Source organism: Mycobacterium sp. RTGN4 (genome assembly GCF_033804635.1).
Taxonomy (GTDB): domain Bacteria; phylum Actinomycetota; class Actinomycetes; order Mycobacteriales; family Mycobacteriaceae; genus Mycobacterium.
Genome location: NZ_JAPZLB010000007.1, coordinates 114,298 through 139,199 on the forward strand (window position 1 = coordinate 114,298; position 24,902 = coordinate 139,199).

The 24,902-nt window shown below is 66.3% G+C and carries 25 protein-coding genes; 8 read left to right on the forward strand and 17 right to left on the reverse strand.

The features are described from left to right. The first annotated feature begins 9 nt into the window (after positions 1 to 9). Positions 10 to 912: an SDR family NAD(P)-dependent oxidoreductase gene (locus SLQ30_RS16755; protein WP_319447183.1), complete on the forward strand. Its 903-nt coding sequence runs from the start codon at positions 10 to 12 to the stop codon at positions 910 to 912. Positions 913 to 928: 16 nt separating this feature from the next. Here SLQ30_RS16755 and SLQ30_RS16760 read toward each other — a convergent pair whose 3' ends face one another. Beyond that, complete coding sequence (locus SLQ30_RS16760) at positions 929 to 1,732, reverse strand: DUF1906 domain-containing protein (RefSeq protein ID WP_319447313.1); 804 nt, start codon at positions 1,730 to 1,732, stop codon at positions 929 to 931. Between the two features lie 20 nt (positions 1,733 to 1,752). Then, positions 1,753 to 2,043, reverse strand: a complete 291-nt coding sequence (locus tag SLQ30_RS16765; protein ID WP_319447182.1) for a hypothetical protein — start codon at positions 2,041 to 2,043, stop codon at positions 1,753 to 1,755. 413 nt (positions 2,044 to 2,456) lie between these two features. Here SLQ30_RS16765 and SLQ30_RS16770 point away from each other — a divergent pair, with 413 nt between their 5' ends. Continuing rightward, positions 2,457 to 3,362, forward strand: coding sequence for a phosphatidate cytidylyltransferase (locus SLQ30_RS16770; RefSeq protein ID WP_319447181.1), 906 nt, complete (start codon positions 2,457 to 2,459; stop codon positions 3,360 to 3,362). 13 nt (positions 3,363 to 3,375) lie between these two features. Continuing rightward, the gene (locus tag SLQ30_RS16775; protein ID WP_319447180.1) at positions 3,376 to 3,966 is read left to right on the forward strand and encodes a hypothetical protein; all 591 of its coding nucleotides are present in this window, start codon (positions 3,376 to 3,378) and stop codon (positions 3,964 to 3,966) included. On the opposite strand, the gene SLQ30_RS16780 is transcribed toward SLQ30_RS16775, so the two are convergent. Together SLQ30_RS16780 and SLQ30_RS16785 are read right to left on the reverse strand one after the other, a co-directional pair. Then, the gene (locus tag SLQ30_RS16780; protein ID WP_319458328.1) at positions 3,947 to 4,801 is read right to left on the reverse strand and encodes an enoyl-CoA hydratase/isomerase family protein; all 855 of its coding nucleotides are present in this window, start codon (positions 4,799 to 4,801) and stop codon (positions 3,947 to 3,949) included. The genes SLQ30_RS16775 and SLQ30_RS16780 overlap by 20 nt on opposite strands. After that, a complete protein-coding gene (locus tag SLQ30_RS16785) occupies positions 4,702 to 5,067 on the reverse strand; it encodes a DoxX family protein (RefSeq protein WP_319447178.1) in 366 nt (121 codons plus the stop codon). Before SLQ30_RS16785 ends, SLQ30_RS16780 begins: the two co-directional genes overlap by 100 nt. Before the next feature lie 147 nt (positions 5,068 to 5,214). Between SLQ30_RS16785 and SLQ30_RS16790 the strand changes: the two genes are divergently transcribed. Further along, positions 5,215 to 6,117: an RNA polymerase sigma-70 factor gene (locus tag SLQ30_RS16790; protein ID WP_319447177.1), complete on the forward strand. Its 903-nt coding sequence runs from the start codon at positions 5,215 to 5,217 to the stop codon at positions 6,115 to 6,117. Positions 6,118 to 6,139: 22 nt separating this feature from the next. Here SLQ30_RS16790 and SLQ30_RS16795 read toward each other — a convergent pair whose 3' ends face one another. From SLQ30_RS16795 to SLQ30_RS16815, 5 genes are all read right to left on the reverse strand, one after another. Next, a complete protein-coding gene (locus SLQ30_RS16795) occupies positions 6,140 to 8,506 on the reverse strand; it encodes an ATP-binding cassette domain-containing protein (protein WP_319447312.1) in 2,367 nt (788 codons plus the stop codon). 31 nt (positions 8,507 to 8,537) lie between these two features. Continuing rightward, positions 8,538 to 9,857 (reverse strand): 1-acyl-sn-glycerol-3-phosphate acyltransferase, encoded by a 1,320-nt coding sequence (locus tag SLQ30_RS16800; RefSeq protein WP_319447176.1) that lies wholly within the window; start codon positions 9,855 to 9,857, stop codon positions 8,538 to 8,540. Positions 9,858 to 9,949: 92 nt separating this feature from the next. After that, positions 9,950 to 11,431 carry a flavin-containing monooxygenase gene (locus tag SLQ30_RS16805; protein ID WP_319447175.1) on the reverse strand — a complete coding sequence of 494 codons (1,482 nt, stop codon included), beginning with the start codon at positions 11,429 to 11,431 and terminating at the stop codon, positions 9,950 to 9,952. Further along, positions 11,428 to 12,909: an AMP-binding protein gene (locus SLQ30_RS16810; protein WP_319447174.1), complete on the reverse strand. Its 1,482-nt coding sequence runs from the start codon at positions 12,907 to 12,909 to the stop codon at positions 11,428 to 11,430. The genes SLQ30_RS16805 and SLQ30_RS16810 overlap by 4 nt, the downstream gene beginning before the upstream one ends. Positions 12,910 to 12,942: 33 nt before the next feature. Then, entirely contained in the window at positions 12,943 to 13,272 is a 330-nt protein-coding gene (locus tag SLQ30_RS16815; protein WP_319447173.1) for a WhiB family transcriptional regulator, read from the reverse strand. A 107-nt stretch (positions 13,273 to 13,379) separates the two neighbouring features. Here SLQ30_RS16815 and SLQ30_RS16820 point away from each other — a divergent pair, with 107 nt between their 5' ends. Continuing rightward, on the forward strand, positions 13,380 to 14,027 hold the full coding sequence (locus SLQ30_RS16820; RefSeq protein WP_319447172.1) for a TetR/AcrR family transcriptional regulator: 648 nt from the start codon (positions 13,380 to 13,382) through the stop codon (positions 14,025 to 14,027). On the opposite strand, the gene SLQ30_RS16825 is transcribed toward SLQ30_RS16820, so the two are convergent. Beyond that, the gene (locus tag SLQ30_RS16825; RefSeq protein ID WP_319447171.1) at positions 14,024 to 14,860 is read right to left on the reverse strand and encodes a helix-turn-helix transcriptional regulator; all 837 of its coding nucleotides are present in this window, start codon (positions 14,858 to 14,860) and stop codon (positions 14,024 to 14,026) included. The two genes, SLQ30_RS16820 and SLQ30_RS16825, sit on opposite strands and share 4 nt — an antisense overlap. A 26-nt stretch (positions 14,861 to 14,886) precedes the next feature. Here SLQ30_RS16825 and SLQ30_RS16830 point away from each other — a divergent pair, with 26 nt between their 5' ends. From SLQ30_RS16830 to SLQ30_RS16840, 3 genes are all read left to right on the forward strand, one after another. Beyond that, positions 14,887 to 16,149, forward strand: coding sequence for an amidohydrolase family protein (locus SLQ30_RS16830; RefSeq protein WP_319447170.1), 1,263 nt, complete (start codon positions 14,887 to 14,889; stop codon positions 16,147 to 16,149). A gap of 191 nt (positions 16,150 to 16,340) precedes the next feature. After that, positions 16,341 to 16,547 carry a DUF2191 domain-containing protein gene (locus SLQ30_RS16835; RefSeq protein ID WP_319447169.1) on the forward strand — a complete coding sequence of 69 codons (207 nt, stop codon included), beginning with the start codon at positions 16,341 to 16,343 and terminating at the stop codon, positions 16,545 to 16,547. Continuing rightward, a complete protein-coding gene (locus SLQ30_RS16840) occupies positions 16,538 to 16,960 on the forward strand; it encodes a PIN domain-containing protein (RefSeq protein WP_319447168.1) in 423 nt (140 codons plus the stop codon). The genes SLQ30_RS16835 and SLQ30_RS16840 overlap by 10 nt, the downstream gene beginning before the upstream one ends. A 3-nt stretch (positions 16,961 to 16,963) precedes the next feature. Here the strand turns inward: SLQ30_RS16840 and SLQ30_RS16845 are convergent, their stop codons facing one another. From SLQ30_RS16845 to SLQ30_RS16875, 7 genes are all read right to left on the reverse strand, one after another. Continuing rightward, the gene (locus tag SLQ30_RS16845) at positions 16,964 to 17,374 is read right to left on the reverse strand and encodes a Zn-ribbon domain-containing OB-fold protein (RefSeq protein ID WP_319447167.1); all 411 of its coding nucleotides are present in this window, start codon (positions 17,372 to 17,374) and stop codon (positions 16,964 to 16,966) included. Positions 17,375 to 17,376: 2 nt separating this feature from the next. Beyond that, positions 17,377 to 18,582, reverse strand: coding sequence for a thiolase family protein (locus SLQ30_RS16850; RefSeq protein WP_319447166.1), 1,206 nt, complete (start codon positions 18,580 to 18,582; stop codon positions 17,377 to 17,379). A gap of 15 nt (positions 18,583 to 18,597) precedes the next feature. Further along, positions 18,598 to 20,847 (reverse strand): molybdopterin-dependent oxidoreductase, encoded by a 2,250-nt coding sequence (locus SLQ30_RS16855; RefSeq protein WP_319447165.1) that lies wholly within the window; start codon positions 20,845 to 20,847, stop codon positions 18,598 to 18,600. Between the two features lie 16 nt (positions 20,848 to 20,863). After that, the gene (locus SLQ30_RS16860; RefSeq protein WP_319447164.1) at positions 20,864 to 21,454 is read right to left on the reverse strand and encodes a TetR/AcrR family transcriptional regulator; all 591 of its coding nucleotides are present in this window, start codon (positions 21,452 to 21,454) and stop codon (positions 20,864 to 20,866) included. Positions 21,455 to 21,617: 163 nt separating this feature from the next. Further along, positions 21,618 to 22,511, reverse strand: a complete 894-nt coding sequence (locus SLQ30_RS16865; protein ID WP_319447163.1) for a DMT family transporter — start codon at positions 22,509 to 22,511, stop codon at positions 21,618 to 21,620. Next, positions 22,508 to 23,629 (reverse strand): acyl-CoA dehydrogenase family protein, encoded by a 1,122-nt coding sequence (locus SLQ30_RS16870; RefSeq protein WP_319447162.1) that lies wholly within the window; start codon positions 23,627 to 23,629, stop codon positions 22,508 to 22,510. The genes SLQ30_RS16865 and SLQ30_RS16870 overlap by 4 nt, the downstream gene beginning before the upstream one ends. Then, the gene (locus SLQ30_RS16875) at positions 23,629 to 24,861 is read right to left on the reverse strand and encodes an acyl-CoA dehydrogenase family protein (RefSeq protein WP_319447161.1); all 1,233 of its coding nucleotides are present in this window, start codon (positions 24,859 to 24,861) and stop codon (positions 23,629 to 23,631) included. Before SLQ30_RS16875 ends, SLQ30_RS16870 begins: the two co-directional genes overlap by 1 nt. Positions 24,862 to 24,902 lie beyond the last annotated feature (41 nt).

The following is a 24,902-nucleotide window of genomic DNA, read 5'->3' on the forward strand; positions in this document are numbered from 1 at the left end:
GTCGCTGCCATGACGGACACAGCCAATAGCAATATCGAGAACGCGATCGCCATGGTGGTCGCACCGCCAAGACCGCTCGGGCCGAGACAGGAGGAGCAAGACCTGTCGGGCAAGATCGCGCTCATCACCGGCGCCAGCAGAGGAATCGGGAAGCGTGCAGCGCTGGCGCTGGCGCGTCGCGGAGTCAACGTGGTCGTCGCCGCTCGTTCGGTAAACGGCGACGGGGAGTTGGCGGGCACCATCGGCGAGACGGTGCGCGAGGTCGAAGCCCTAGGCGGCGAGGCGCTTGCGGTCGCAACGGACTTGTCGCAGGAACACGAGCTCGAGCGGCTGGTGCAATCCGCGGTCGAGCGGTTCGGCGGGATAGACATCCTCATCAACAATGCGGCCGTGACGATCGGCCACAGCTGGGTTGCTCCCGTCGGGAACATGCCGCGGGCCGACTGGCTCTATCACTTCGCCGTCAACCTGCACGCGCCGTTCACTCTGGTGCAGTTGGTGGTGCCGATCATGGAGCAGCGTGGTGGCGGCCGGATCTTGAATGTGACCACTGGCAGCGGAGAAGTGTTCCGGCAACCCGAGGAGCCGCCGGTGCTCGAAGCAGTTGGCGAGTTCGACCTGGGCTCGCCCGCCTACTTCGCGAGCAAGCGCGCACTCGACCGGTTCTCCAATGTCGTTGCGCCGCACCTTGCGAGGAAGAACATCTTCATCATCAGCATGCATCCGGGCTTCGTGGCCACCGAGGTCGCGGTACATCGCGTCGCGGGACTGGTAGACGAGTCGATGATGATCTCGCCGGAGATTCCGGCGCGGATGCTGGCGTACTTCGCGGGCTGCGCAGACCCCAAAGAGTATGCAGGACGGATCTTCTGGGCTGAACGAGAGCTCGCCGAACTCGGAATCGAGTTGTAGGTTTCGACGGTGCAACTCACCGGCCGAGGTCCCATTGCCCGAAGTCTGCGGCGAGCACGTCGTCGGCGTCGACATGAACGCCTCCGAGGACCACGGCGGGGTCTGACGCGGTGAAGACGGCGGACTGATACAGCACGGCCGCAGGCTCGCGCTCACCACGAGACCACGCCCGCGTCTGCCACGCCCATCGATGCCCAGCGGTGCTCGAATGCCCGATGACGTCGTCGGCGATGGCCCAAGCACACGCCCGGGAATGGCCGTAGATGCCGGTACGACCCACGCCCATGACCGAGTTGAGGCCGCGAAACCAGGCCAGTGCCACGGTTTTCCAGGTGTCGAGGTCGATGTCTTCGTCGACGCTGAAGAAGATCGGTGCTGAGTCCGGTCCACCGGCCGCCGCGTGCAGGCGCAGCGCGGTCTGGGCGTCCGCCACGCCGCCGTCGTACCCGCGGGTGTAGTCCGAGGGCGTCGGCCACCCGGGTTTGCCGTACTGGTAGTTGCTGACGACCTGAAGACCTGCCGCGCGTAGCGCATCGGCAAAGTCGCGGGTGACGGGCTTGAAGTCGAAGTTGGCGCCTGGCCGAGACTCGGACACGTAGACCACGGCCCCCGCGTAGCCCGCTGCCTTGATCTGATCCGGCGACACCAGATGCTCCGCGAAGTCGACCAGCTGAGGGCCCGCCGCTGACGCGGTGCGTCCGGCGAGGATCGCGGTGGCCGACGTGCCGAGGCCGGCAAGCGCAGGCGCGGCGAGCGCGTATTTCAGGATTTGGCGTCTGGACGGGGATTGCTGTTCACCGTGTGCGCGCGATTCCCGCATGGTCACCCCGGACAGTGAGGTCAGGTCTGTGGGTGAGCACACTGCACGATGAGCGCTGCCAAACTGTCGGCCAGCTTGTACTTCTTGGCCAGCGTCGTGGCCGCCGTATCGCTGGCTCCTGCGCCGTAGGCGTCGGCGCCGATCTTCGCCAGGGTGCTGGAGGGGATCGAAACGCCACCCACCGCCATCGAGTCCGCGGCCATGCAGCGAAGGTAGCCGGGCCTGTCGAAGTCGGCGGAGGCGTGCGGGGCCAGTATCAGCGTCAGTGCAATCATCGTCGCTGTGACGACGGCGGTGTGAATTTTCTTCATAGCGCGAACCGGCCTCCTGCCCTGGTTGTTCGAGGTGCCCAATCGTAGCGTCCACACGCATAATTGGCGCTCGAGTCAAGGTCACGATGTCGCGGCGATGCTGGAGCTGGGCCGATGGGTTGGCCAGGTGACTATGCGCTTCTGCCGAACCGGCGGCCGCCGATCCAAACTGTGTTTCCCCAGGTGGTGTCCATGTTCCACCCACTCGGCTCACCCCCGATCGGCGGTGTGACTGCGCCTCGGCCTTGGGCTGATGGCAATTGTCTGAGAAATGCGGATGAATGAGCTGCCAGTCGCCGAGCGATGGCGACGGGCCACGAACCGCAACGCGGTACGGCGCTCGCTCAACTGGGTTCCTGGATCTGCGAGCGCGGCCTATCGTGTCCTGAATCGCTGTTTGCCGGGGGAGGCTGATGCTCGTCGACTACTACCTTCGGATCCTTCACTTCGACCGGCGGGTGTCGCTCGACGTCGACCTGGGTCCGGTGCACGTCCACCTCGACGGCAGGCCGGTGTTCCTCATGTGGGTCACCGTCGGGATCCTTGCGGTCGGGGGGATCGCGGTGATTGCCTCGCGCAAACGCGAGCTGATCGACAAGTGGGCATCGTGGATGGTGATCGCACCGGTCTTCGGCATCCCGATCTGGATGGGCAAGGGCCCGACGGCAGCGGTCGCCGCCGCAGTGGCCGTCGTCGCGGTGGTCGAATACGCGCGCCTCGTGAAACTGAGCAACCTCGACGCGGGCCTGCTGCTGGTGCTGGCCGTGTGCTATCCGCTCGGCGCGTGGCTGCGCCCGTCGCTGCTGGAGCTGGCGCCGATGTTGGTGCTGGCCTGTGCGCTGCCGTCGGTGCTCAGCGGCGACGTCGAGCGCGGCGTGCGGCGCACCCTCTTCACAGCGTTCGGGTCGGTGTGGATCTGCTGGTCCCTGGCGCATCTGGTGATGTTGGGGGCGGACGCGTTCCTGGTGTGCCTGGCCGTGGCGGCCACGGACGTCGCGGCTTGGTGTGGTGGAAAGGGGTTGCGCCGCTTCCGCTGGGCGCGCCATCCGTTGTCGCGGCTGAGCCCGAACAAGACGATCGGCGGATTGTTCGGTGCGTTCGTCGGCGCGTTTCTCGTGTTGACGTTGCTTGGCACCATTTCCATCGGATTGTTGATCGCCGTCGCGTTCGGCGGGTTGGCCGGCGACCTGCTCGAGTCGATGGTGAAGCGCGATGCCCAGGTCAAGGATGTGGGCACGTGGTTGCCGGGATTCGGAGGGCTGCTCGATCGGATCGACTCGCTGTTGGTCGTGCTCCCGCTCGCATACGCCATCGGATGAGCGGGACCGCGTTGTGACGAATGATGCACCACAACAGCGCGATTCGTGCTTCTGGACACCCATGGCCCGGCTCGTCGCAAGCCCCTACGGCCTGCTGCTGGCCTTCGGGTGGGGCTTCGCGGAGGCGCTGAGTTGGTTCATCGTCGCCGAGATGGCCCTGATACTGTTCGCGGCCGCGGTTCCGCGCCGTGTAATGCCTTGGGCCGCAGCGGTAATCACAGGCTCCGTACTCGGTGTGCTCACCAACGCCGCATTGGCGGCCCGCCATGTCTTCCTACCCGCTCCGCTGACGACCCCGCGGATGGCGGAGACGGCATACCAGCAACTGGCGGCCGGGCCGAGCGCGATCATGCACCAAGCATTCTCGGGCATCCCGGTGAAGGTGTACGCCCGCGCCGCAGGTGAGCATTCGATCGACCTGTGGAACCTGGTTGGCTGGACGCTGTTGGAGCGCGGATTGAGAATCTCGATGGTGGGGCTGGTGGTCTGGCTGCTGGCCACGCTGTTTCAGCGCTGGTTGCGACGGCTGTACGGCAGCTACCTGATCGCCGCGACCGCGATCTTCGCGGCCTCGTTGTCCGCGATCATCGCCGCGTGGTCCTAAGGCGCCGCGCGAAGTCCTGCGTGCGAACCAAAGTGTCCTGCGCGGTGACCTCCATCTCGAGGGTCACCGCCAGCGCCGGCTTGGCGGCGGCGTCCAATATTCGCTTGGCCAGGCCGACGGCGCTGTCTCCGTTGGCCATTAACTCGTCGACGAGGTCGGCGGTGGCCGCGTCGAGACGCCCAGGGCTCGCTACCCGGTTGACCAGCCCGATGCGCAACGCCTCATCGGCGCCTACCCTGCGGGCAGTCATGACGATCTCCTTTGCTCGCCCCAACCCTACGACCGCAGCCAGCCGCGAACTGCCCCCCAGATCGGGAATCAACCCGAGCTTCGTCTCGAACAACGCGATGTGTGCGTCGGTTGCCATCACCCGCAGATCGCACGCCAATGCGAGTTCGGCCGCCCCGCCGATGCAGGCGCCATGGAGCTGCGCAATCGTCGGCTTGGCCATCTCTTCGAGGGCATTGACCGCCGACAGCATGATCGGTCGACCTTGCCGGACGGCGGAGGGGTCGGCGGCCAACGCCGCCAGTTCGCCTACGTCGTTCCCGGAGGAGAAGGTGGGACCGTCACCTCGGACGACCACGCACCGCACGTCACCGGCACGGGCGGCCGCGACGAATGCTTCGCCCAGTTCGCCGTAAACCTTGCTGGACAAGGCGTTACGTTTCTCAGCGCGGCTGATGATGACATGGCGAACCGGGCCGATGTCCTCGGTGCGAACGTTCGTCCCCCTCATCCGAGGAGGCGTCCGACCACCACGAAGGCCGCCAGCGCGAACAACAGCGCGTTCGTAGCGATCGCCTTCGGTTCGCGCAGCCGGCTGTGTGCCCATGCCGCACCGACCATCACGACACACAGTCCAGCTGCGGCCAGTGGGGTAAGGACTTTCGCCGTGCCGCTGAGCCACGGCGCGATCAGCCCGACGGCGGCCATGAGCTCCATCGCGGCGGTGAAGCGCACCACCGGCATCGGGAACATCGCGATTCCGGTCTGACCCGTCGCCAGCATCCGCTCCCTGGCCATGGTGAGTTTGGCCGTGCCGGAAAAGGCGAAGGCCACGGCCAGAAAGATTTGGACGGCCCATAGCGCAATGTTCATCGTTTTCTCCATTCTGATTGTGCCTACTCCTAAGACGAACGGCAGCCGGCCGCTGTGACACTCACGCCACGCGGTGCAGCTACTTGTCACACACGGCAGGTTTCGATCGTCTGTAAGTGAGGAATTCGATCACTCACTGGAGGCGCCATGGCACACCTTGAGGATGCCCTTGAACTGCGGCCGCTACTGTTCTCGATTGCCTACCGAATGCTCGGTAGCGTGGCCGACGCCGAGGACATCGTGCAGGCCGCCTATCTGCGATACCTCGATTACGGCAAGCGGGGCCACGACGCTGAGTCGCCGAAGGCGCTGTTGACCGCCATCACCACCCGCTTGGCGATCGATCAGCTGCGCTCGGCGCGCGTACAACGCGAGACCTACATCGGGCCCTGGCTACCGGAGCCGTTGCTGACCTCCAACGAGCCCGATGTTGCGGAGGCGGCAGTGACGTCGGACTCGTTGTCGATGGCGTTCCTCGTGCTGTTGGAGACGCTCTCGCCGGTGGAGCGGGCCGTCTTCCTGTTGCGCGAGGTGTTCGCGTACGACTACGACGACATCGCGGGAATCGTCGGCAAGTCGCAGGCCAATTGTCGACAACTCGCCGCCCGCGCCCGTCGTCACATCGATGACGGCCGACGACGTTTCGAGGTCGACTCCGCGCAACGCGCGAAGCTGGCCGACCGATTCTTCGACGCCGCCGAGCACGGCGCCCTCGGCCCTTTGGTGGAGATGCTCGCCGGCGATGTGGCCTTCTACGGCGACGGGGGGCGCAACGGCCGCGGCCTGCGGCAGCCGGTATTCGGACGTGAGCGCGTGCAACGGGTCGTCGACGGAATCTTCCGTGCCTACCACCGCGTCGGTGCGCGCTTCCAGCGGTGCGAAGTCAACGGCGGGCCCGGCCTTTTGGCGTTCGACGCCGAGGGTGGCCTGATCAACGTACTCACCGTCGACGTCCACGACGACCAGATATGCACCGTGCGTTCGGTAATCAACCCGGACAAACTCGGCCACCTGGGGCTGCCACTGTCACTGTTCGCTCAACGTGGATGATCGCCCAGCACATGCCCGAGCTCTAGAACGACGTGAGCCGAAGCTTCCAGCGCACGAAGCCCGCGTAGAGAATTGACAGCACGCCGAGCATGACGATGTCGAACGCCCAGGCCGACGCCGTGTGCTTCCAATGGGCGTCCTTCGGAACCCCGACCACCAGGTTGCTCAGGTCAGCGGTCGATGCCGTGGCCGCCAGTCCCCACCTCGCAGGGGTGAACCAGGAGATCGGGTCGAGCAGCGTCGTGCCCGTGACCGGGATGAAGCCGCCGGCCAGCACCAACTGCGCCGTCAGGGTCGCCGCCATCAGCGGCAGCACCTGATTGCTGTTGTGCGCCAACGCCGACACCGCAAGGCCGAGTACCGCCGAGGCCACGCAGGTCGCCGCCACTCCGACGAAGAGCTCCAATATCGGACTACCCAACGCCGCCGCAGTCGAAGGCGCGCTCTTGCCGAGCTTCGGCGCCGTGACCACCAACACCAGCAGCGCCGACTGGGCCACCGCGGCCGCACCGAACACGCCGATCTTGGCCAAGACGTAGGCCGACGTCGACAGTCCGGCTGCTTGCTCGCGCCGGAAGATGGTCCGCTCGCCGACCACCTCGCGAATGGTGAGCGCGGTCCCCATGAAGATTGCCCCGAGGTTCAACAGGACGACGAGTTGCTTCGGCTCGAAGGGAGCGATGCTGTCGGGCAGCGGCTTGTTGAACCCGACGTGGCCTGCGACGGCGAGTGGCAGTAGCCCCACGATGAACGGCATCAGGGCCAAGTACAAGAAGTACCGACGGTCGGCGACGACCAAGCGCACCTGGCGACGGGCAAGAGTGGACACCTGGCGCCACGGCGCGGTCCGCGCGGGCCTTCCGAAGTCCACCGGTTGCTCGGGTGCTGCCTCGACTGCCTGGTCGACGGAGCCATCGCGCTGCTCCATGTATCGTCGTTGGGCTGCATCGGGATTGGCTTCGATTTCAGTGAAGATGTCAGCCCAGTCGGTGCTGCCCAGCGCGGGTCCGAGCTCATTCGGCGGCCCACAGAACGCCGGCTTTCCGCCGGGGCCCAGCAGCAGCACCTGATCGCACACGTCGAGGTAGTCCAGCGAATGCGTGACGACGACGACCACGCGACCGGCGTCGGCCAGCCCGCGCAGCATCGTCATCACCTGGCGGTCGAGCGAGGGGTCAAGCCCGGTCGTGGGCTCGTCGAGGACGAGCAGCGACGGTCCGGTCAACAGTTCCAACGCCACCGATACCCGCTTGCGCTGTCCACCCGACAACTTGTCCACGCGAGTCTGCGCGTGAGGCGTCAACTCGAGTTCCTCGAGCACCTGCGCGATCACGCGTTGCCGATCGTGCTTCGTGCTATCCGGCGGCATCCGCAGTTCCGCTGCGTAACCCAGTGCTTCGGAGACGGTGAGCAGGCGGTGCACGACGTCGTCTTGGGGGACCAGTCCGACGCGGCTGCGCATCGACGCATACTCGGCGTGCACGTCGTGCCCTTCGAAGGACACCGTGCCGCTGTTCGGCCGCGTACCGCCGACGATGACTTTCGCCAGTGTGGACTTGCCCGAACCCGACGGGCCGATCACCGCCGTCACACTGGCCGGGTTCGCGGAGAACGAAATGCGGTCCAGCAGTGTGCGGTTGGCGTCGACGGTCAAACTGATGCCGCGCACCTCGAGGCCACTGCCCTCGGCCGCGGGGGCGGAGCGCCGAGTCAGCGCGCCGTCGGCCATGACCAGGTCGAGGTTGCCGATCGTGACGACGTCGCCCTCGCCGAGGATTGCGTGCTTGACCTGTCGGCCGTTGACGAACGTGCCGTTGGTGCCGGTGACGTCGACGATCTGCACGCCCTGTGCGGTAGGCACCAGGTAGGCGTGATAATCCGAGGCCAGCGCGTCCGGGATGACGATGTCGTTGTCGGGTGCCCGGCCGACGGTGGTCGCGCCCGATGGCGCCGTCGAGCGGGTGCCCGTTCTCACGGCCTGCGCGACGGCGGCGGCGAAGCTCAACACGTCCGTCTTGCGCTCGGTCACGTGGTTCGTCGGTGTGGTCGGTCGATCGTCCGGCGGTGGTCCGGCCGGCGAGGTGAGTGCGAACGTCAGCCGCGGGCCCTCGGGATTGCCCACGTTGATCGCCGCGCCGTCGAGAACGTCCACCGAGTACACCCGACGGCCGTCGACGAATATCCCGTTCAAGCTTTGGTTGTCGATCGCGACCCAGTGACCGTCGAGGTAGCGCAGCACGACGTGAAGGCGAGAGACCCCCAAATGCGCCACCCGGACGTCGGCGCGCACGTCGCGCCCGATCAGTACGTCATTGCCCGGCGCGAAGGTGCGCTGCCAATCACCCGCCGAAACGGTGATGTTGGGCGGCAGCGGCCGGCTCATCTGGATCAATCTATCGACAGCTTGGTCCGACCGGTGCTCAAGACGCGAGCGCATAGCGGTCCATCCCCTCCGGCAGGCCGTTCGCCCGCATGGCGACGACCTGTGCACGCAGCTGTGGTGCCGTCACGGTGTTGGCGTCGACGGGTGCGCCGATGTGGACCCGCATGGCCGCAGGGGAGTAGCGGCCTCCCTTGGGCAGTACGTCGGCGGTGCCGAGCACGGCTACCGGGACGATGGGTACGCCGCAGTCGCGGGCCAACCGTAGGGCGCCGGAGCGGAATTCGGCGACGGTGCCGTCGGTCGAGCGGGTGCCTTCGGGGTAGATGACGACGGTGCGTCCGGCCTTGAGCGCGGGGCGGACGGCGGCCAGCAGGGCGTCGTAGGAGCTTGCGCCGGTGCGTCGCACCGGTAGCACGCCCGCGAGCGAGCTAGCGATGAAGCGACGGACAGGGACTTCGAACCAGTAGTCGGCGGCTGCCCCGAACACGGGCCTGGCCTTGGGCGGCAGCGCGGCGAGCAGGACGGCGGTGTCGGCGTGGGAAGAGTGGTTGGCTACGACGATGCAGCCACCGCGGACCTGCCAGCGCCCGGTGACGGTGAGCCCGCCGGAGACCGCCGAGGCGATGCGCCACATCCAGTGCCGCAGCACCGATGCCAACCGCGACGTGGTCACGCCGCTGCCCGAGGGGGACGTCGCGCTGATCGCTGCGTTCACGTTCATCGCCGCCAACTCGCGACGGGCGGCCCGCAGCCGCAGCACGGTCGTGATGATCGAGCCGTTCACCAGCTGGGTCAAGACGATCGGCAGTATGACCGGAAAGGCCGTGGCCAGCGCCACGAACAGGCAACGTTCGGTCTTGCCAAGCGGACCTCCGTTGCTGCGCGTCGCACCAGCGGCCGCCGCAGCCAGCGCGGCGAACGTGGGCAGCGTCGCGGCCAGCGCGGCCAGCAGCACCTGCAGTACGTGCCAGGACAACCAGTGCATCCCGGGGCCATCGCCCTGACGGGCCGCGAACACCGCGAGTCCTGCGAAGGTCAGCAAATCCGACGAGCGGTCGCCGAGCTCATTGAGCACGAAGCCCCACGGCCGGCTCACTCCGCGGGCGCGGGCGACGGCGCCGTCGAGATTGGCGCCGGCCAGCCGCAGCACGAGGAACAGCACGGCCAGCGGCCAGCACCCCATCGCGATGGCAGCCCCGGCGGCCCCTGCCGCCGCAACCCCGGCGGCGGTGAACACGTCGGGCGACACCTGACGTGCCACCGCGGCGTTGACGACGAACGTCAGGCGGCGGGTGAACCAGGGCTTCAGCGCGTAGAGGCCATTCATCTGCCGCTTGGCTGGCTCAGTCGTGTTCATGTTGGCTCCTTTCGCTTCCGGCCCAGGGGGCTGGTCACGAAAAGATTGCGGCGGAGGTCTTGGCGGATCCTTGGCGCCCGCCGGCTCAGGGCTCACGGCGTCGTGAGTTGCCTCCAATAGCTCCGTTCCCGCTCAGTCAGCTCGTTCGACGTGATCGCGCCGAAGGCGGCGGCATCGCGGGCGAATCGAACGGGGGCATCCGGCTGGGCATCTGGTCCCTCCAGCCGGAAACAACTCGGCGCGAGGGGACCGAACAGCAAGGCGCGGCGCAGGTCCGGCCAATGTTCCAACCGCGGCTCGACGCCGGCGGCGCGGGCGAATGCCAGCGCGACGAGGTTCATCCGGGACTTTTGGGATAGCCCGCGGCGCGCGCGGTATCCGGCAATGGCCGAACGCTGCTCGTGCTCAGGCGTCGCCGGAATCACGCCGCCCCAGGTGTAGGCGATCCACCTTGCTTGCAGTTCCAGCGGTACGAAGTACCCGCCCGACTGGTCGAACATGCCCATGAACGCGAGCCCAGGGAGGTCGGGATGGAACGTGTAGCGGTCCGCGTCCAGATGCACCGCATCGAGGTCCAGGATCGCCGCGATGTCGTCGCTCAGAAACGGCAGCTTCAGGTCGAACCCGGTGCCGAGCACGATCCCGTCGAACGACTCGGCTCGCCCGTCGGTGAAGTTCACGGTATTGCTCGCGATGGATTCCATCCACGGCCGCACCGTGATTCGGCCCTCGGCAACTAGCGGCAGGTAGTCCTGGCTCAATGTCACTCCGGCGGCGAACAGCGATGGATCGGGGGCGGGAGCGCCGTACTGCTCGGGGCTCCCACCGGCCTCGATGACGAGCTCCTTGAGTTGTCGGTCGAGCTCGGCAGGTGGAAGGGCTTCACTTGCGAGTACTCCATAGCGCGTGAAGATCCGGTGATCGGATGGCACTCCGGCGGCGAACTTCGGCAGCACGTACCGCTGTCGCCGCTGCGTGAGCACGACGCGGCTGGCACCGAGTTGGGCCAGCTCGCTAGCGATTTCGAGGGCACTGATCGCGCCGCCCACCACCAGCACACGCTTACCCCGATAGCGGTCGGGTGATCGGTAGTCGAACGTCGAGTTCACCCCGCACGAACCGGCGAACGAATCGAGGCCGGGCACCAAAGGGGCGGCGGGCGTTTGGAATCGGCCGCTCGCCACCACCACTCGATCGAATCGCGCGTTGGTGTCGCCTGCGTTTACGAGCCAACCGTCGACCGCTCGGCTGACGTGCGTTACCCGAGTGCCGAATCGGATGCGCGACGTCAGCCCGAAGGCGTCGGCGTAGCGACTCAGATAGGCGAGCACCGCCTGGCTAGGGAGGTGGACGTGGTCGGCCTCGTGTTCGAGCTCGGTGAAGGCCGTCAAGATGCGACTGGTGTTGGTGTGCATGGTCGGCCACACCCCGCTCAGGCCGTCGAGCCCCGTCCACTGCCCGCCCAGGATCGGCGCCTGCTCGAAGATCGTCGGCTCGAAACCCTGCGACAGCAGCCAACGGGAGGCCACCAGACCCCCGGGTCCGGCCCCGATCACGGCGACGCTTCCGGTCACCGGGGAACTGTCGCACGGGCCAGCTTCCGAACCTCCGGTTTGGCGACCTTGCCGTTGCTGGTCATCGGCAAGGAATCGACGAACAGCACGTGACGGGGGCGTTTGAAGGCCGCGAGGTGAGCGCGGACGTGGGCGACGAGCGCGTCGACTGATGGGTGGCTGCCTCGTCGTACCACGATGACGGCGCAGATCGCCTCGCCCCAGTAGTCGTCGGGCACCCCGACTACCGCGGCCATGTCGACGTCGGGATGGCTCGAAAGTGCGTCCTCCACCTCACGTGAGGAGACGTTCTCGCCGCCGGTGATGATGACGTCCTTCAGCCGATCGACCACGACGAGTCGACCGTCGTCGTCGATGCGTCCGACGTCACCGGTGGCGAACCAGCCGTCATCGGTTGCTGCGGTCAGTTCCGGAGCGACTTGCGCACCGCGCAGCAGGATTTCACCCGTGTCCGCTGCGATGCGGACCTCCACCTCGGAGTGGGGGCGACCGGCGGCCGCGAGTGCCCTGGCATCGCCGCGTGCCCCGGCACGGTGCTCGTCGGGGCCGAGAAACGTTACGTTGCCGCCCGTTTCGGTCATCCCGTAGCCTTGGTGAAAGTCGACGTCGAGCCGAGCGATTGCCCGGCGCAGTAGCTCGGCCGGAATTGCCGCCGAGCCGTAGGCGATCTCACGCAGCGTTGGCAGCGTCGTGCCGGATTCGTCGAGATGGGCCAGCAGGCTGTGCAACATCGTCGGGGCAAGCGAACAGGACGTGACACCGTGGGCGTTCACCGCTGCGGCGAACAGTTCGGGACGGAACACCGGGACGGGCAACACCGTCGACTGCACGGAGTGGTGGACGAGCATGTTGTACCCGGCGATGTGGCACATCGGGAATGGCAGCAGGTACACCCCGCCCGAGCGCACCGAACGCCCGGCGACGGTGCCACGCACCGCCGTCGTGATCGAGCGGTGGGTGTGGACCACGGGCTTCGGGGTGCCCGTCGATCCGCTGGTGAAGAGCAGCCACGCGGGATCGTCGGGTGCGACGGACGCGCGGTCGGTGTCGGCCGAATCATCTTGCGCGCGTGGCCATTGCAGATCGTTGAAGGGGACGACGTGCGATATCGACTTCAGGCGCGGCAGGGCGCTCAGGTACCGAGGGGCGCCCACGAGCACGGCGGGTTCCGTCGCGGCCAGTTGAGTCGACTGCTCGGCTGGGCTGAGCCGCTGGTTGATGAGGGTGAGGATGCGTCCACTGCGGGGCACGGCGTAGTACAAGCGGGCGAAGTCGGCGCCGTTGTCGGCGATGACCGCGACGCGGTCACCGCTGCGCGTCAGCCCGGATACCCAAGCGGCGAGTGCCCGCACCTGACCGTCGAACTCGGCGAACGTCGTCGGCTCGCCGTCGGGTGCGATGACGGCCACTCGGTCGGGCACAGCACGGGCGGCCGAGGACACCAGTTCGTGAATGAGGTCGATTCGTGCGGCAGTCATCTCGGCCGAAGGATATCTGCGGCCGATGCCCGGCTATGCGACGTCGGCGCTTTCTTGCGGTGTCGTCCGGACGGGGAATCCGTTGTGTTCAGCCAGGGAGCGCAACTGCTTGAGTGCGAACTGGCGCGCGCGGCCCGCTTCCGGGATGCGGATACCGGCCCACACGCCCTCCGCGCCTGGCGTCCTGCAGGCCTCTTGGGCGCAAAGCCAACGGCGGGGGCAGGTGCGGCAGAGCGCCTTGGCGCGTTCGTCGGCAGTGGTGGTCCACAGGTCGGGATCGCGTGTGCACGCGAACGTCACTGGACGGTCGATATCGAATTCGCGCAGCGCAGCAGCGGCGGCTGGTGGTCCTTGGTTGTGCATGAAAGTGGGCCTCCGCATCACCGTAGTAGCAACAATACGGACGTATCGTAGACACGATACGTTTGTATTGTCTACTCTTGAGACGTGAACAGCGACGCATATTTCCGATGACCGCACTGTCGGAGCCCGACCGGCTGGAACGGGCAGAGCGCTCAACCATCGAACGCATACGTCACGCGGCGTTGACGAGCTTTGCCGCGCACGGAGCTTCGGGGACGACGCTGCGTGCGGTTGCCGCATCCGCCGGGGTGTCCCTTGGCTTGGTGCAGCACCACTTCGCCACCAAGGCCGGCCTGATCAAGGCCGTCGACGACTACGTCCTGGGGCTGGTGGTCACGATCACCGCCCAACCGATCGTTGCGCCGCCCGCAGACTCGGTCGCCGACATGGGGAGCAGGATCACCGTGCTCATGAGTGACCACCCCGACGTCGTGGCTTATCTCGGTCGGGCGCTCGTCGATGGCAGCCCGCTCGGCACCACGATCTTCGACACGCTGTCGGCATTCGGCACTGCGCGCTGGAATAGGCGTAGGGATCTCGGCGAATCGCGCGCAGACATCGACCTGACGTGGGCGACCCTGAACTCGTTGATCCTGGCGCTGGGCACCGTCATCCTTCGCGGCCACATCGAACGTCAGGTGCCCAACGCGTTCTCCGCGCCCGAACAGCTTCAGCGATGGCAGGATTCGGTCACCACACTGCTGCGCGAAGGGCTGTTCCTACGGCCCGACGATGCTAGCGCTGGTGGACCTTAGGCCTCGGTGACGCGGCGCCGATAGGCCGACGGTGTCTCGCCGCAGAACCGGGCGAAGCATCGCGTGAATGCGCTGAGGCTCTCGAACCCGACCGCCGACGCGGTCGCCTGTACCGACTGCCCGGGAGCGGCGAGCAGGGCCATCGCCTTCAGCATGCGGGCGTGCAGCAAGTACGTCCGCCACGACAGGCCGAGGGTGTCCTGAAAGAGCCGTCGCAACGTCCGCTCGGACACCGATACCGCACGGCTTACGTCGTCGGCCGACACTGAATCCAGGTGCTCCTTGGTGTGGGCCATCGCCGCCGCGACGATCGGGTGGTCGGACGTCGGCAAACTCAACGGCGCCTCGTGGTCGAGTGCTTCGGACACCAGCTGAGCCAAAGTGCGGAAGAAGCCGTCGGAGATGTCGTCCCCATGCGCTCGATCGATCGGCCACCTCAGGGCGTAGCTCATCATCTCCCGGATCAGCGGCGAGACGGCGATGATCCGGGCGCGGCCGCCCGCATCGGAGATGAGCTCCGGATCGAACATCACTGCCACCGTCTTGACGTCGGGGTTCATCACGGCCTGATGTTCGAGCCCGACCGGAATCCACGCGGCCTGCTGTGGAGGGAGCAGGTAGTGCGCGGAATCGGTTTCGACCTCGACAATGCCGTGCATCGCATACTCGATCTGGTGCACCTCGTGGGAGTGCCAGCCGGTGATCAGTCCGTCGCCCTCGTAGAGGTAGCTCCCGGCCAGTGCGCGCCCGCCGCGACGCAGTTCGATCACTGGCCGAAGATCGATGTTGGCCGATTCGGCTAAAGCTCTGTCCGAAGCTGCAGAGCCGGTCACGTCTGTAGAGGGTACTAGTGGAGACTATGAACGTCGACGACCTGATTCTGGTGAGCATCGATGACCACGTCGTGGAGCCGCCCGACATGTTCCTCAACCACGTCCCTGCGAAGTACAAGGCCGAGGCACCCATCGTCGTCACCGACGACAAGGGCGTCGACCAGTGGTTCTATCAGGGCAGGCCGCAAGGGGTCAGTGGCCTGAACGCAGTGGTGTCGTGGCCGCCCGAGGAGTGGGGTCGCGATCCCGCCGGGTTCGCCGAGATGCGGCCCGGCGTCTACGACGTCCATCAGCGCGTGAAGGACATGAGCCGCAACGGCATCCTCGCGTCGATGTGCTTCCCGACGTTCACCGGGTTCTCCGCGCGGCACCTGAACATGACCCAGGAACCGATCACGCTGGTGATGGTCTCGGCATACAACGACTGGCACATCGATGAATGGGCGGGCAGCTATCCCGACCGCTTCATCCCGATCGCAGTGCTCCCGACGTGGAGTCCCGAAGCCATGGTCGCGGAGATCCGCCGGGTGGCGGCCAAGGGTTGCCGTGCGGTGACGATGCCGGAACTGCCGCACCTTGAGGGGCTGCCGAGCTACCACGACGAGGACTACTGGGGTCCGGTGTTCCGGACGCTGTCCGAGGAGAACGTGGTGATGTGCCTGCACATCGGCACCGGATTCGGCGCGATCAGCATGGCGCCCAACGCTCCGATCGACAACCTCATCATCCTGGCCACCCAGATCTCGGCCATGTGTGCGCAGGATCTGCTGTGGGGCCCGGCGATGCGCAACTACCCCGACCTGAAGTTCGCCTTCTCCGAAGGTGGAATCGGTTGGATCCCATTCTATTTGGACCGCTCCGACCGGCACTACACGAACCAGAAATGGCTGCGGCGGGACTTCGGAGACAAGCTACCCAGTGACGTATTCCGGGAGCATTCGCTGGCCTGCTACGTGACGGACAAGACGTCGCTGAAACTGCGCCACGAGATCGGTATCGACATCATCGCGTGGGAGTGTGACTACCCGCACTCGGATTGCTTCTGGCCCGACGCGCCGGAGCAGGTGCTCGCCGAATTGAATGCCGCGGGCGCCGACGATTCGGACATCAACAAGATCACCTGGGAGAACTCCTGCCGGTTCTTCGGTTGGGATCCGTTCAAGTTGACGCCGAAGGAGCAGTCGACCGTCGGGGCGCTACGGGCTACGGCCACCGACGTCGACGTATCCATCCGGTCGCGCAAGGAATGGGCGCGGCTCTACGAGCAGAAGCAGTTGGCGCAAGCCTGAGCTGTGAGTAATCGTCGTCTGTGGATAACTCCCGGCGCACGGCGTTGATTCGTCGGAGGCGCACCTGACACTCGTCGCAACATCGATTGCGAGGAGTGCGGATATGGGCAACTTGAACCGCTTCGCGGATGCGTGCCGGACCCAGCGCCTGCTATATACGAAGGGCGCGTGAGATATATACGATGGCGAGCATGACGAAACGACTCATCGAGATCGACGACGAGCTGCTCGAGTCGGCGAAACAGGAGCTCGGCACGACGGGGATCGCCGACACGGTGCGGTCGGCTTTGCAATTCGCCGCCGCACGATCGGCGAGACTCAGCCACATCGAGTGGCTCAGGTCGGGTGGCATGGCAGAGCTCGCCGACAAGGAAGCGCGTGACCAGGTGTGGCGATAACCGCGCGGTATCTAATCGACACGAGCGCTACCGCGCGAATGCGAACGCCGCGCATCGGCGACGAGCTGGCTGAGCCGATAGCGGCCGGGTTGGTGGCAACGACCGCCGTTCTCGATGCGGAAGCACTGTTCAGCACCCGCTCCGCCGAAGAGTTCGCTCGGGTGCGGCATGAGCGGCTTGTCACGTTCGAATACCTACCAACCGACGACGAGGACTGGCAACTCGCCATCGACGCACTGATGCGTTTGGCGCAGCAGGGCCGACACCGCTCGGTCGGCATCGCCGACATGCTGACCGCAGTGACGGCGAGAACTCACCGACTGACCGTCCTACACTACGACGCCGACTTCGAAACGGCCTCCGCTGTGATCGATTTCGAGCACCGTTGGGTGGCCGAACCGGGTACGTTGTGACGCTCAGGCCGGCTCGTAGCGCAGCATCGTGACGCCCGCGTCGGGGTAGTCGGTGAATACCGGCGTCACGCGCATGCCGACGGTGAGCCGACTCGGATCGGCGTTGACGATTTCAGTCGAGAAATGTGGACCCTCGTCCCACTTCACCACCGCGAGCACCTGCGGCACGTCGTCGGCGAAGTGTGGAGAGACCGGCCGATGGCAGACGGTGAACGTGTACAGCGAACCGGCGCCACTGATTTCGCGCCACTCGAGGTCGTCGGCGAGCGTCCCTGGCGCTAACACCCGGGGATAGAAGACGTACCGGGCCGCCGATGGCGAGTACTGGATGCGAACTCGATGTTCTGCAAGTGCATCCCAGAAGGGCTGCGCGGTCGGCGTTGGAGTGGGCATCGGCTTCGGCATGGCTGCCATGGTTAGTCGCCCTCCAGCACGAGAGTGGTTTGTTCCGACAGTATTCCGCCGTTGCCGGAGACGAACGCTCGGTTACAGTCGTCGACCTGGGTGGCACCTGCGCGGCCCATGAGTTGGCGGGTCGCGTCGCACACGTGGTGCATGCCGCCCGCGGTGCCGGGCTGTCCGTAGCCCAGTTGGCCGCCCGCGGTGTTCATGGGAAAGTCGCCGCGGAAAGTCATGTCGTGCTCGGCGACGAACTGCAGCCCCTTGCCCTTCGAGCAGAAGCCCGCATCCTCCAGGCTCGTCAGCACCGTGATGGTGTAGCAGTCGTAGATCGACACCATGTCCATGTCCGACGGCGCCAAACCCGCCATGCCGAAGGCGGATTCGGCAGCCTTGATCATCGGCGTCTCGAGCAGGTCCTCGGCGTAGGTGGGCGTCTTGTACGGAACCCGTTCGCCGAAGCCCTTGATCCACACTGGCCGGTTGCGGCTGCGTCTGGCCAATTCGGCGTTGGTGACGAGCACGGCGGCGCCGCCCATCACGGGCATCACGATCTCGAGCATGTGTAGCGGGGACGCGATGATCGGGCTCGCGAGCACGTCGTCGACGGTGATCGGAGTGCCTTCGAAAATCGCGCCGGGCGTGTGATTGGCGTTGACGCGCTGGTCGACGCTGATCTTCGCCATCGCACGCTCGTCGTACCCGTAGGTGGCGGCGTACAGGGTTGCCACCTGACCGTACGGACCGTTCTGGCCGAGATTGCCGTAGGGGATCTCGAACTCGGCTTGCGGTGAGCCGTACCGGTTGCTCGAGGCGCCGAAGTACAGCAGGTCGCCGAAGTCGACGGGCTTGGCTTTGCTCATCGGCGTCAACGGCGTCGCGGGTACCACGCACAGCACCGCCTGGCACAGGCCAAGCTCGATCGCGGCGGCCGCTCGCCACACCATGGCGGCCGAGCTGGCCCCACCGAGGTCGACGAGTTCGGCGAAATTGGCTCGGATGCCCAGGTATTCGATGATCGTCGACGGAACGAAGATCTGCGACTCCTGCAGGTGACCGGTGCAGATGCCGTCGACGTCGGAGGCGTCCAGACCAGCATCGGCGAGCGCTGCCGCGGCCAGCCGGGCCCACTGCTCGATGTTGAACTCGAGCGGTCCCGTCGGTCGCTTGGTTGCAGGCAGCTCGGTGTAGCCAACGATCGCCGCCTCCCCGCTAAGGCCCATATGGTTTGTACCCCTTCATGATTGCGCTGCGACTGCGGCGGCCCGGACCGTGCAGGGCACGCCGTTGACGACTTGGGTATTGCTCGGAACGTCGATGAGCCCGGAGGGGTTGAGCAGGTTGGAGTTGACGCCAGGGTGCGCGTTCGCGGTGTCGAGTCGGGTACCGGCTCGGCCGTGTCCCCACCCATGGGGCAGGCAGACCACCCCCGGCATGACTTCGTCGGTGACCTCGGCTGTCACCGTGATGGCACCCTCGGACGTCGCGATCTCCGCAATGTCGCCGGAGCGCAAGCCAACTCGTTCCGCGTCCACGGGGTGGATCATCAGGGTGCATCGGTCCTTGCCCCGCATCAGGGCCGGGACGTTGTGCAGCCACGAATTGTTCGACCGCAGGTGACGCCTACTGGTCAGCACGAACTCCGGGATGTCCCGCTCGAGTCGGTCCAGCAATCTGGGCACGTCGTCGGCGAGGTGTGCGTGATACAGCTCGACCCGTCCGGAGGGGGTGGTGACGACCTCGGCTATGCGGCCGCCGGCAAGCTCGTCCAGCCTGAGCCCGTCGGGATGCTCGCGGACGGCCGCCAGCGTGAGCCCGCCTGGTCTGCGCCCGACCTCATCACCCCATGGCCCGAGGCGAATGCCCAAGTCCACCAGTCGTGCTGGCCCGTGGCCGGGCAGCGCCGCCATGACCTGTTGTGGATCGCGTCCGGTGAGCGGCGTCTGGGGCTGAGTACACATCGTCGCGATCAGGCCACCGACGTACAGGTCGTCCATCGCCGTCACGTCGACGTCGGGTATCGGCGTGCCGAACACCGAACCGCCGAGGCGCAGCAGCAGTTCCCATTCCGCGGGGCGGTCAGGCGCCGGCTCGAAGACCGGATCGGACCATTTCACACACGACGCAGTGGAGTATGCCCAGTACAGGTCGTCGGAGTGCGGTCGCTCGAGCGGCGACAATCCCGGCAGGATGACGTCGGCATGCCGGGTGGTCTCGTTGAGCCAGTTGTCGATTGAGATCATTGCCTCGAGCGTGCCGAGGGCGGATTCGAGCCGCCGGGCGCCCGGCGCGGAGATGACCGGGTTGCCCGCCACCGTGATCAAGGCTTTGAGCTGTCCGGCACCCGGAGTGTCGATCTCCTCGGCAAGGCAGCTGATCGGGAACTGTCCGAAGACTTCGGGCAGGCCGCGCACCCGACTGTGGACTCGGCCGAATTGCCACCCGTGGCCATCCTGGTCGGGCGGTTTCATGAACATGGGAGACCACACCGCGGGCTTAGGGAACGCGGCGCCGCCGGTGCGGTCCAGCGCTCCGATCGCGGCGTTGATCACGAACACCAACCACGTCGAGAGTGTCCCGAATTCCTGTGTGCACGCACCGATTCGGCTGTACAGCACGGGATGTTCGGCGTGCGCGAGCTCTTCGGCCATTCTGCGAATGGTGTGCGCGGAGACTCCGGTCTGCTCGGCCACCCGTTCTGGTGTGAAGGGGGTGGCCAGTGCGACGACCTCGTCCAGTCCGAGCATGCGCCCGCGCAGATGTTCCGGTCGGCGGATCCAGTTGTGCTCGGCGAGCGTGTGCAGTATCGCGAACAGCAGCAGTGCGTCAGTGCCTGGGCGAATCGGTATCCACTCGCTGGCCCGTTGCGCGGTCTGGGTGCGACGTGGGTCGACGACGACGACCTTGCCGCGTTTGGCGATGGCGCCGAGCGCGCCCATGATGTCGGGTGTCGACAGCATCGAGCCTTGTGACGCAGAGGGATTCGCGCCGATGACGACGAGGTGATCGGTGTGCGCGAGATCGGGTATCGGCCCATTCCACATGCCGCCGAACAGCAATGCGCTGACGACGTTGAGTGGCCACTGGTCGACGGTGCCCGGTGTGTAGTACGCCTGCATGCCCGCCGCCTGGCCGAAGCCGATGAGCGCACCGATGTGCAGGCTCAGCCCGATGTTGTGGGCGACGGGATTGCCGAGGTAGACGGTCATCGCCCCGGCACCGTGCCGGTCGAGCACCGGCCGCAGCACGCGCTCGCATTCGGCAAGGGCGTCGTCCCAAGACACCTCTTCGTGGTCGCCGTTCGGTTTCTTGATCAGTGGTAGCCGGAGCCGGTCTGGATCGTGATGTATCTGTCCAAGGGCAGCGCCCTTCGGGCATAGATGCCCCCGTGACCAGACGTCGGCCCGATTGCCGCGAACGTCGCTGACGTGTCCGTCCGACACCCGTACCGTCAGCCCGCACATCGCCTCACACAGGGGACAGGTCACCTTGTGCTCGGCGTGGCTAATGACCGGCCTCGGGCAAGATCAGCGAAATCATGGTGTCGAGCCGGTTGGCCATCGCGCGATAGCTCACGGCGCCCGACTCGACCTGAAGTAGCGCTCCCCAGAACAGCGTTTCGAGCGTCTCGAGTACCTCGGGCCATGCGCCCATTCCCATGGCCGCCGCAATGCGTCTGCGTACCTCGGCGGCGATGAGCGTGCGCGCGACGACAACTGCGTCGTCGTCGTTACGCAACAGGGCGCGGGTGCACGCCACGGCGAGTCGGGGCTCGTCGGCCACGACGAGGGTGATCGCCCGTAGTTGATCGCTGACCCGGGTCTGGACGGTTGCCGTCGGGTCGACCACCAGTGGCAACTGCGACACGCGGTTGAGGTAGAGCTCCGCGAACATCGCGTCGAGGGACGGGAAGTGCGCGAACAACGCGGAGGGCGCGATCTTCGCGCGCTTGGCGAGCGTGTGCACCGAGACGTCGTCCTGCGCGGATTCGTCGAGCAAGGCGGCGGCCGCACCGAACACGCGCCGACACGTGTGCGTGCGCTGGGCATGGGGATCGCGCAGACGGATGACATGTGTCACCGCCATGCTGGACATGTGTCCAGGTTATCGGACCCGTTCCATGTGCGCAATCCTTCCTTCGAAATGCATAAGGACCAGGGGATATTGGTGAATTTCTCGATGACATGCTGGAGGTTTACCTTCGCTTGAAGGCTACCTCCGCGTAGCTATACCGGACACTTGTCCACTGAGTAAACGCCTACGGCGCCACTCCCGGGGTGGGGACGCTGGCGGGCTCGGCAACGGGTCTGCGGGTCGCCAACACCGATCCGGTCAGGATCAACGCCAGCCCCGCGAGGTTCCACACCGTGATCGGTTCGTTCAAGATCAGCACGCCCGCGGCCAGTGCGACCGCGGGGTTCACGTAAGTGAATACCAGCGCGCGGGCCGGCCCAACCTCGCGGATCAGCGCGAAGAACACCAGAAAGGCCAGCGCGGTGCAGATCAATGCCAGCCCGCCGATCGCCAAAAGCACATGGGTCGACGGCATTTCGGTCGGCCACGTCGCAGCGGCGGGAAGTGCGTATGCCACTGCGGCGACGCCGAGGCAGGCCGCCGTCAGCGGAAGTCCGGGCACGTCGGAGAGGTAGCGGGCGGCGATCAGCGGCGCGATCGCGTAACAGATCGAGACCAACAGCACCTCGGCGACCGACCACGCAGAACCGCCGGTGAGTTCGGGGCCAGCCAGCACCGCGACGCCTGCGAACCCGATGCCAAGGCCGACCATCCGCTTGGCGCCCATCCGGCGCTCCCCGCCGGTGAACCGATCGAGCACCGCCACCACTATCGGTGTCGCGGCGATGAGCAGTCCGGTCAGCGAGCTGGTCAGATGTCGCTCGGCGTCCGACAACAGCAGCCAGGCGGCGATCATCTCGAAGAAGGCGAACCCCAGCACCGGCTTCCAGTGCCTGAGCACCGCTGTCCATTCGCGTCGGTAGAGCATGACCGGGAGCAGCACCGCGGCGCCGATCGCCGTGCGGGCGAACACCAGCACGGGCACCGACACGCCCTCGACCGCGACTTTGATCAGCAGGTACGGAATGCCCCAGATGACGCTCATGGCGGCGAACAGCACCCACCCGCGGAGGCTCACCGTCGGGTCAGCCTCGCGTACCGTGCGACGTGGTGGTCGGTGGAGCCGAACTCGAAACCGATGGCGGTGAGCCGCTTGAAGTAATGCCCGATAGCGAGTTCCTCGGTCATGCCCATGCCGCCGTGCAGTTGTACGGCGTTCTGGCCGATGAAGCGCGCGGCGCGTCCGATGGTCGCCTTGGCCGCCGATACCGCCCGCGCCCGTGTCGCCGGTTCGGCCTCCAGGTTGAGCACGGCGAGGTACACGGCGGCGACCGACTGCTCGAGCTCCATGTGCATGTCGACCATCCGGTGCTGAAGCGCCTGGAAACTACCGATCGGCTGCCCGAACTGCTTGCGCTGCTTGCAGTATTCGACGGTGTCGCCCAACACCTTTCGCATGCAGCCGACGGCTTCTGCGCAGATGGCAGCCGCACCCTCGTCCCACGCCGCCTCCAAGGCAGGAAGGGCCGACCCTGTACCGAGGAGTGCATCCGATGGCAGTCGCAGTTCGTGCAACTCCAGGTCTGCCGCGCGCCGGTCATCCACCGTGCGATAGGCATGCAGCGCTAGGCCTGGGTTCGGCTCTGCACGGTCGACGAGGAAGAGCGAAAGGCCATCCGGTGTCGCGGCCGTCACCAACAGGTGCGTCGCGAACGGGGCGGCGATGGCCAGGATCTTGGAACCGGTTAGCACCCAATCGGACCCGTCGCGGCGGGCGGTCGTGGCCACGTCCTGCCAATGGTCACCGGATGCGGCCTCGGTGGCCGCGAGCGAAACGACGGCCGAACCCGCAACGATGCGCTCGAGCAGTTCGAGGGCCCGCGCACCACCCGCGCGGCGGAGCAATCCAGCACTCACCACGGCGGTGTCCACGTAGGGCTCGACCACCAGTGCGTAGCCAAGAGCCTCGGCGATCACCATGGTCTCGACGGGCCCGCCGCCGATGCCGCCGACGTCTTCGGGAAGGGCCGCGCCGAGGATGCCGAGCTCGTCGGCGAACGCCGTCCAGACATCGGGCTGCCAGCCCACTCCGGTCTTGGCTGCGGTCCGGCTCTTCTCGAGGTCGTAGCGGGTCGACAGGAACCTGTTCAGCCCGTCGCGCAGGAGGACTTGTTCATCGGAGAGGTTGAAGTCCATCAGAGCCCCAGCGCCGCTTTGGCGAGGATGTTGCGCTGAATTTCGTTGCTGCCGGCGTAGATCGAGCCAGCGCGGTCGTTGAAGTATCGCAGCGGCGCTACCGCCTGCCACGGTTCACCGCTGACGTAACCGTCTGGGGGAGGCTCATATCCGGCGACGGGGCCACCTGGATACGTGGCGTGAGGTTGATAGATGCGTCCACGCGGGCCGGCCGCTTCCATCGCGAGTTCGGTCAGCGTCTGGCTCAGTTCGGTGGCCAGGATCTTCAACATCGATGAAGCGGGTCCTGGGTGCCCGCCGCCGGCGAGGGCCGCCAGTACCCGGTGTTCCAGGACTTCGAGCACATCGGTGCGGATGCGCGCGTCGGCGAGCTTGCGGGCGAAGGCCGCGTCGTCGAGCAGCGGTCCGCCGTCGGGTCCCGGTTGACCGGCGGCGACCGTCGCGACGTGCTCTGCCAGCACCTGAAGCGCGGGAGCACTGGCGCCGCCGCCGCGCTCGAACTCCAGGAGGTACTTGGCGACGGTCCAGCCGTCGTCGATTTCGCCGATCACATTGCCCTTGGGCACTCGTACGTCATCGAAGAAGACCTGGTTCTGGACCTCCTCTCCGGACGTCATGACGAGCGGCCGAATCTGAATACCCGACGAGTCCATCGGGATCAGCACGAACGTGATGCCCTGTTGCTTCTTCGCCGTGCGGGAGGTGCGGACCAGAGCGAACATCCAGTTCGCCTCCTGCGCGTGCGTCGTCCAGATCTTCGAACCCGTGCACACCAGGTGCTCACCGTCGTCGACCGCGGCCATCGAGAGCGCCGCGAGGTCAGACCCCGCCTCGGGTTCGGAGTAGCCCTGGCAGAAGAACACCTCCCCGGTCAGGATGCGGGGCAGGAAGAACTCCTTCTGCTCCGCGCTTCCGTAGGCGATGAGCGCGTGCGCCACCATCCGAATGCCCATCGGCGACAGATTCGGAGCGCCTGCCAACGTCGACTCGCGGCTGAAGATGTAGTGCTGCGTCAGGGTCCAGTCGCAGCCGCCGTACTCGGCAGGCCACGCAGGGGCCGCCCAGCCACGCTCGTGCAGGATTGCCTGCCAAGCCATGCTCGCGTCGTGGTCGCTGTAGACACTCGTCATCAGCCGACCCGCCTGCTGGAGCTCTGGGGTCAGCCGGTCTCGAAAAAATGCCCGAACCTCGTCGCGAAAATCGATGTCCGTGTCCGACCATGCCAAGTCCACTTGTTTAACCTAGCAAGCGAACTGTGCCGTACGCGAACATC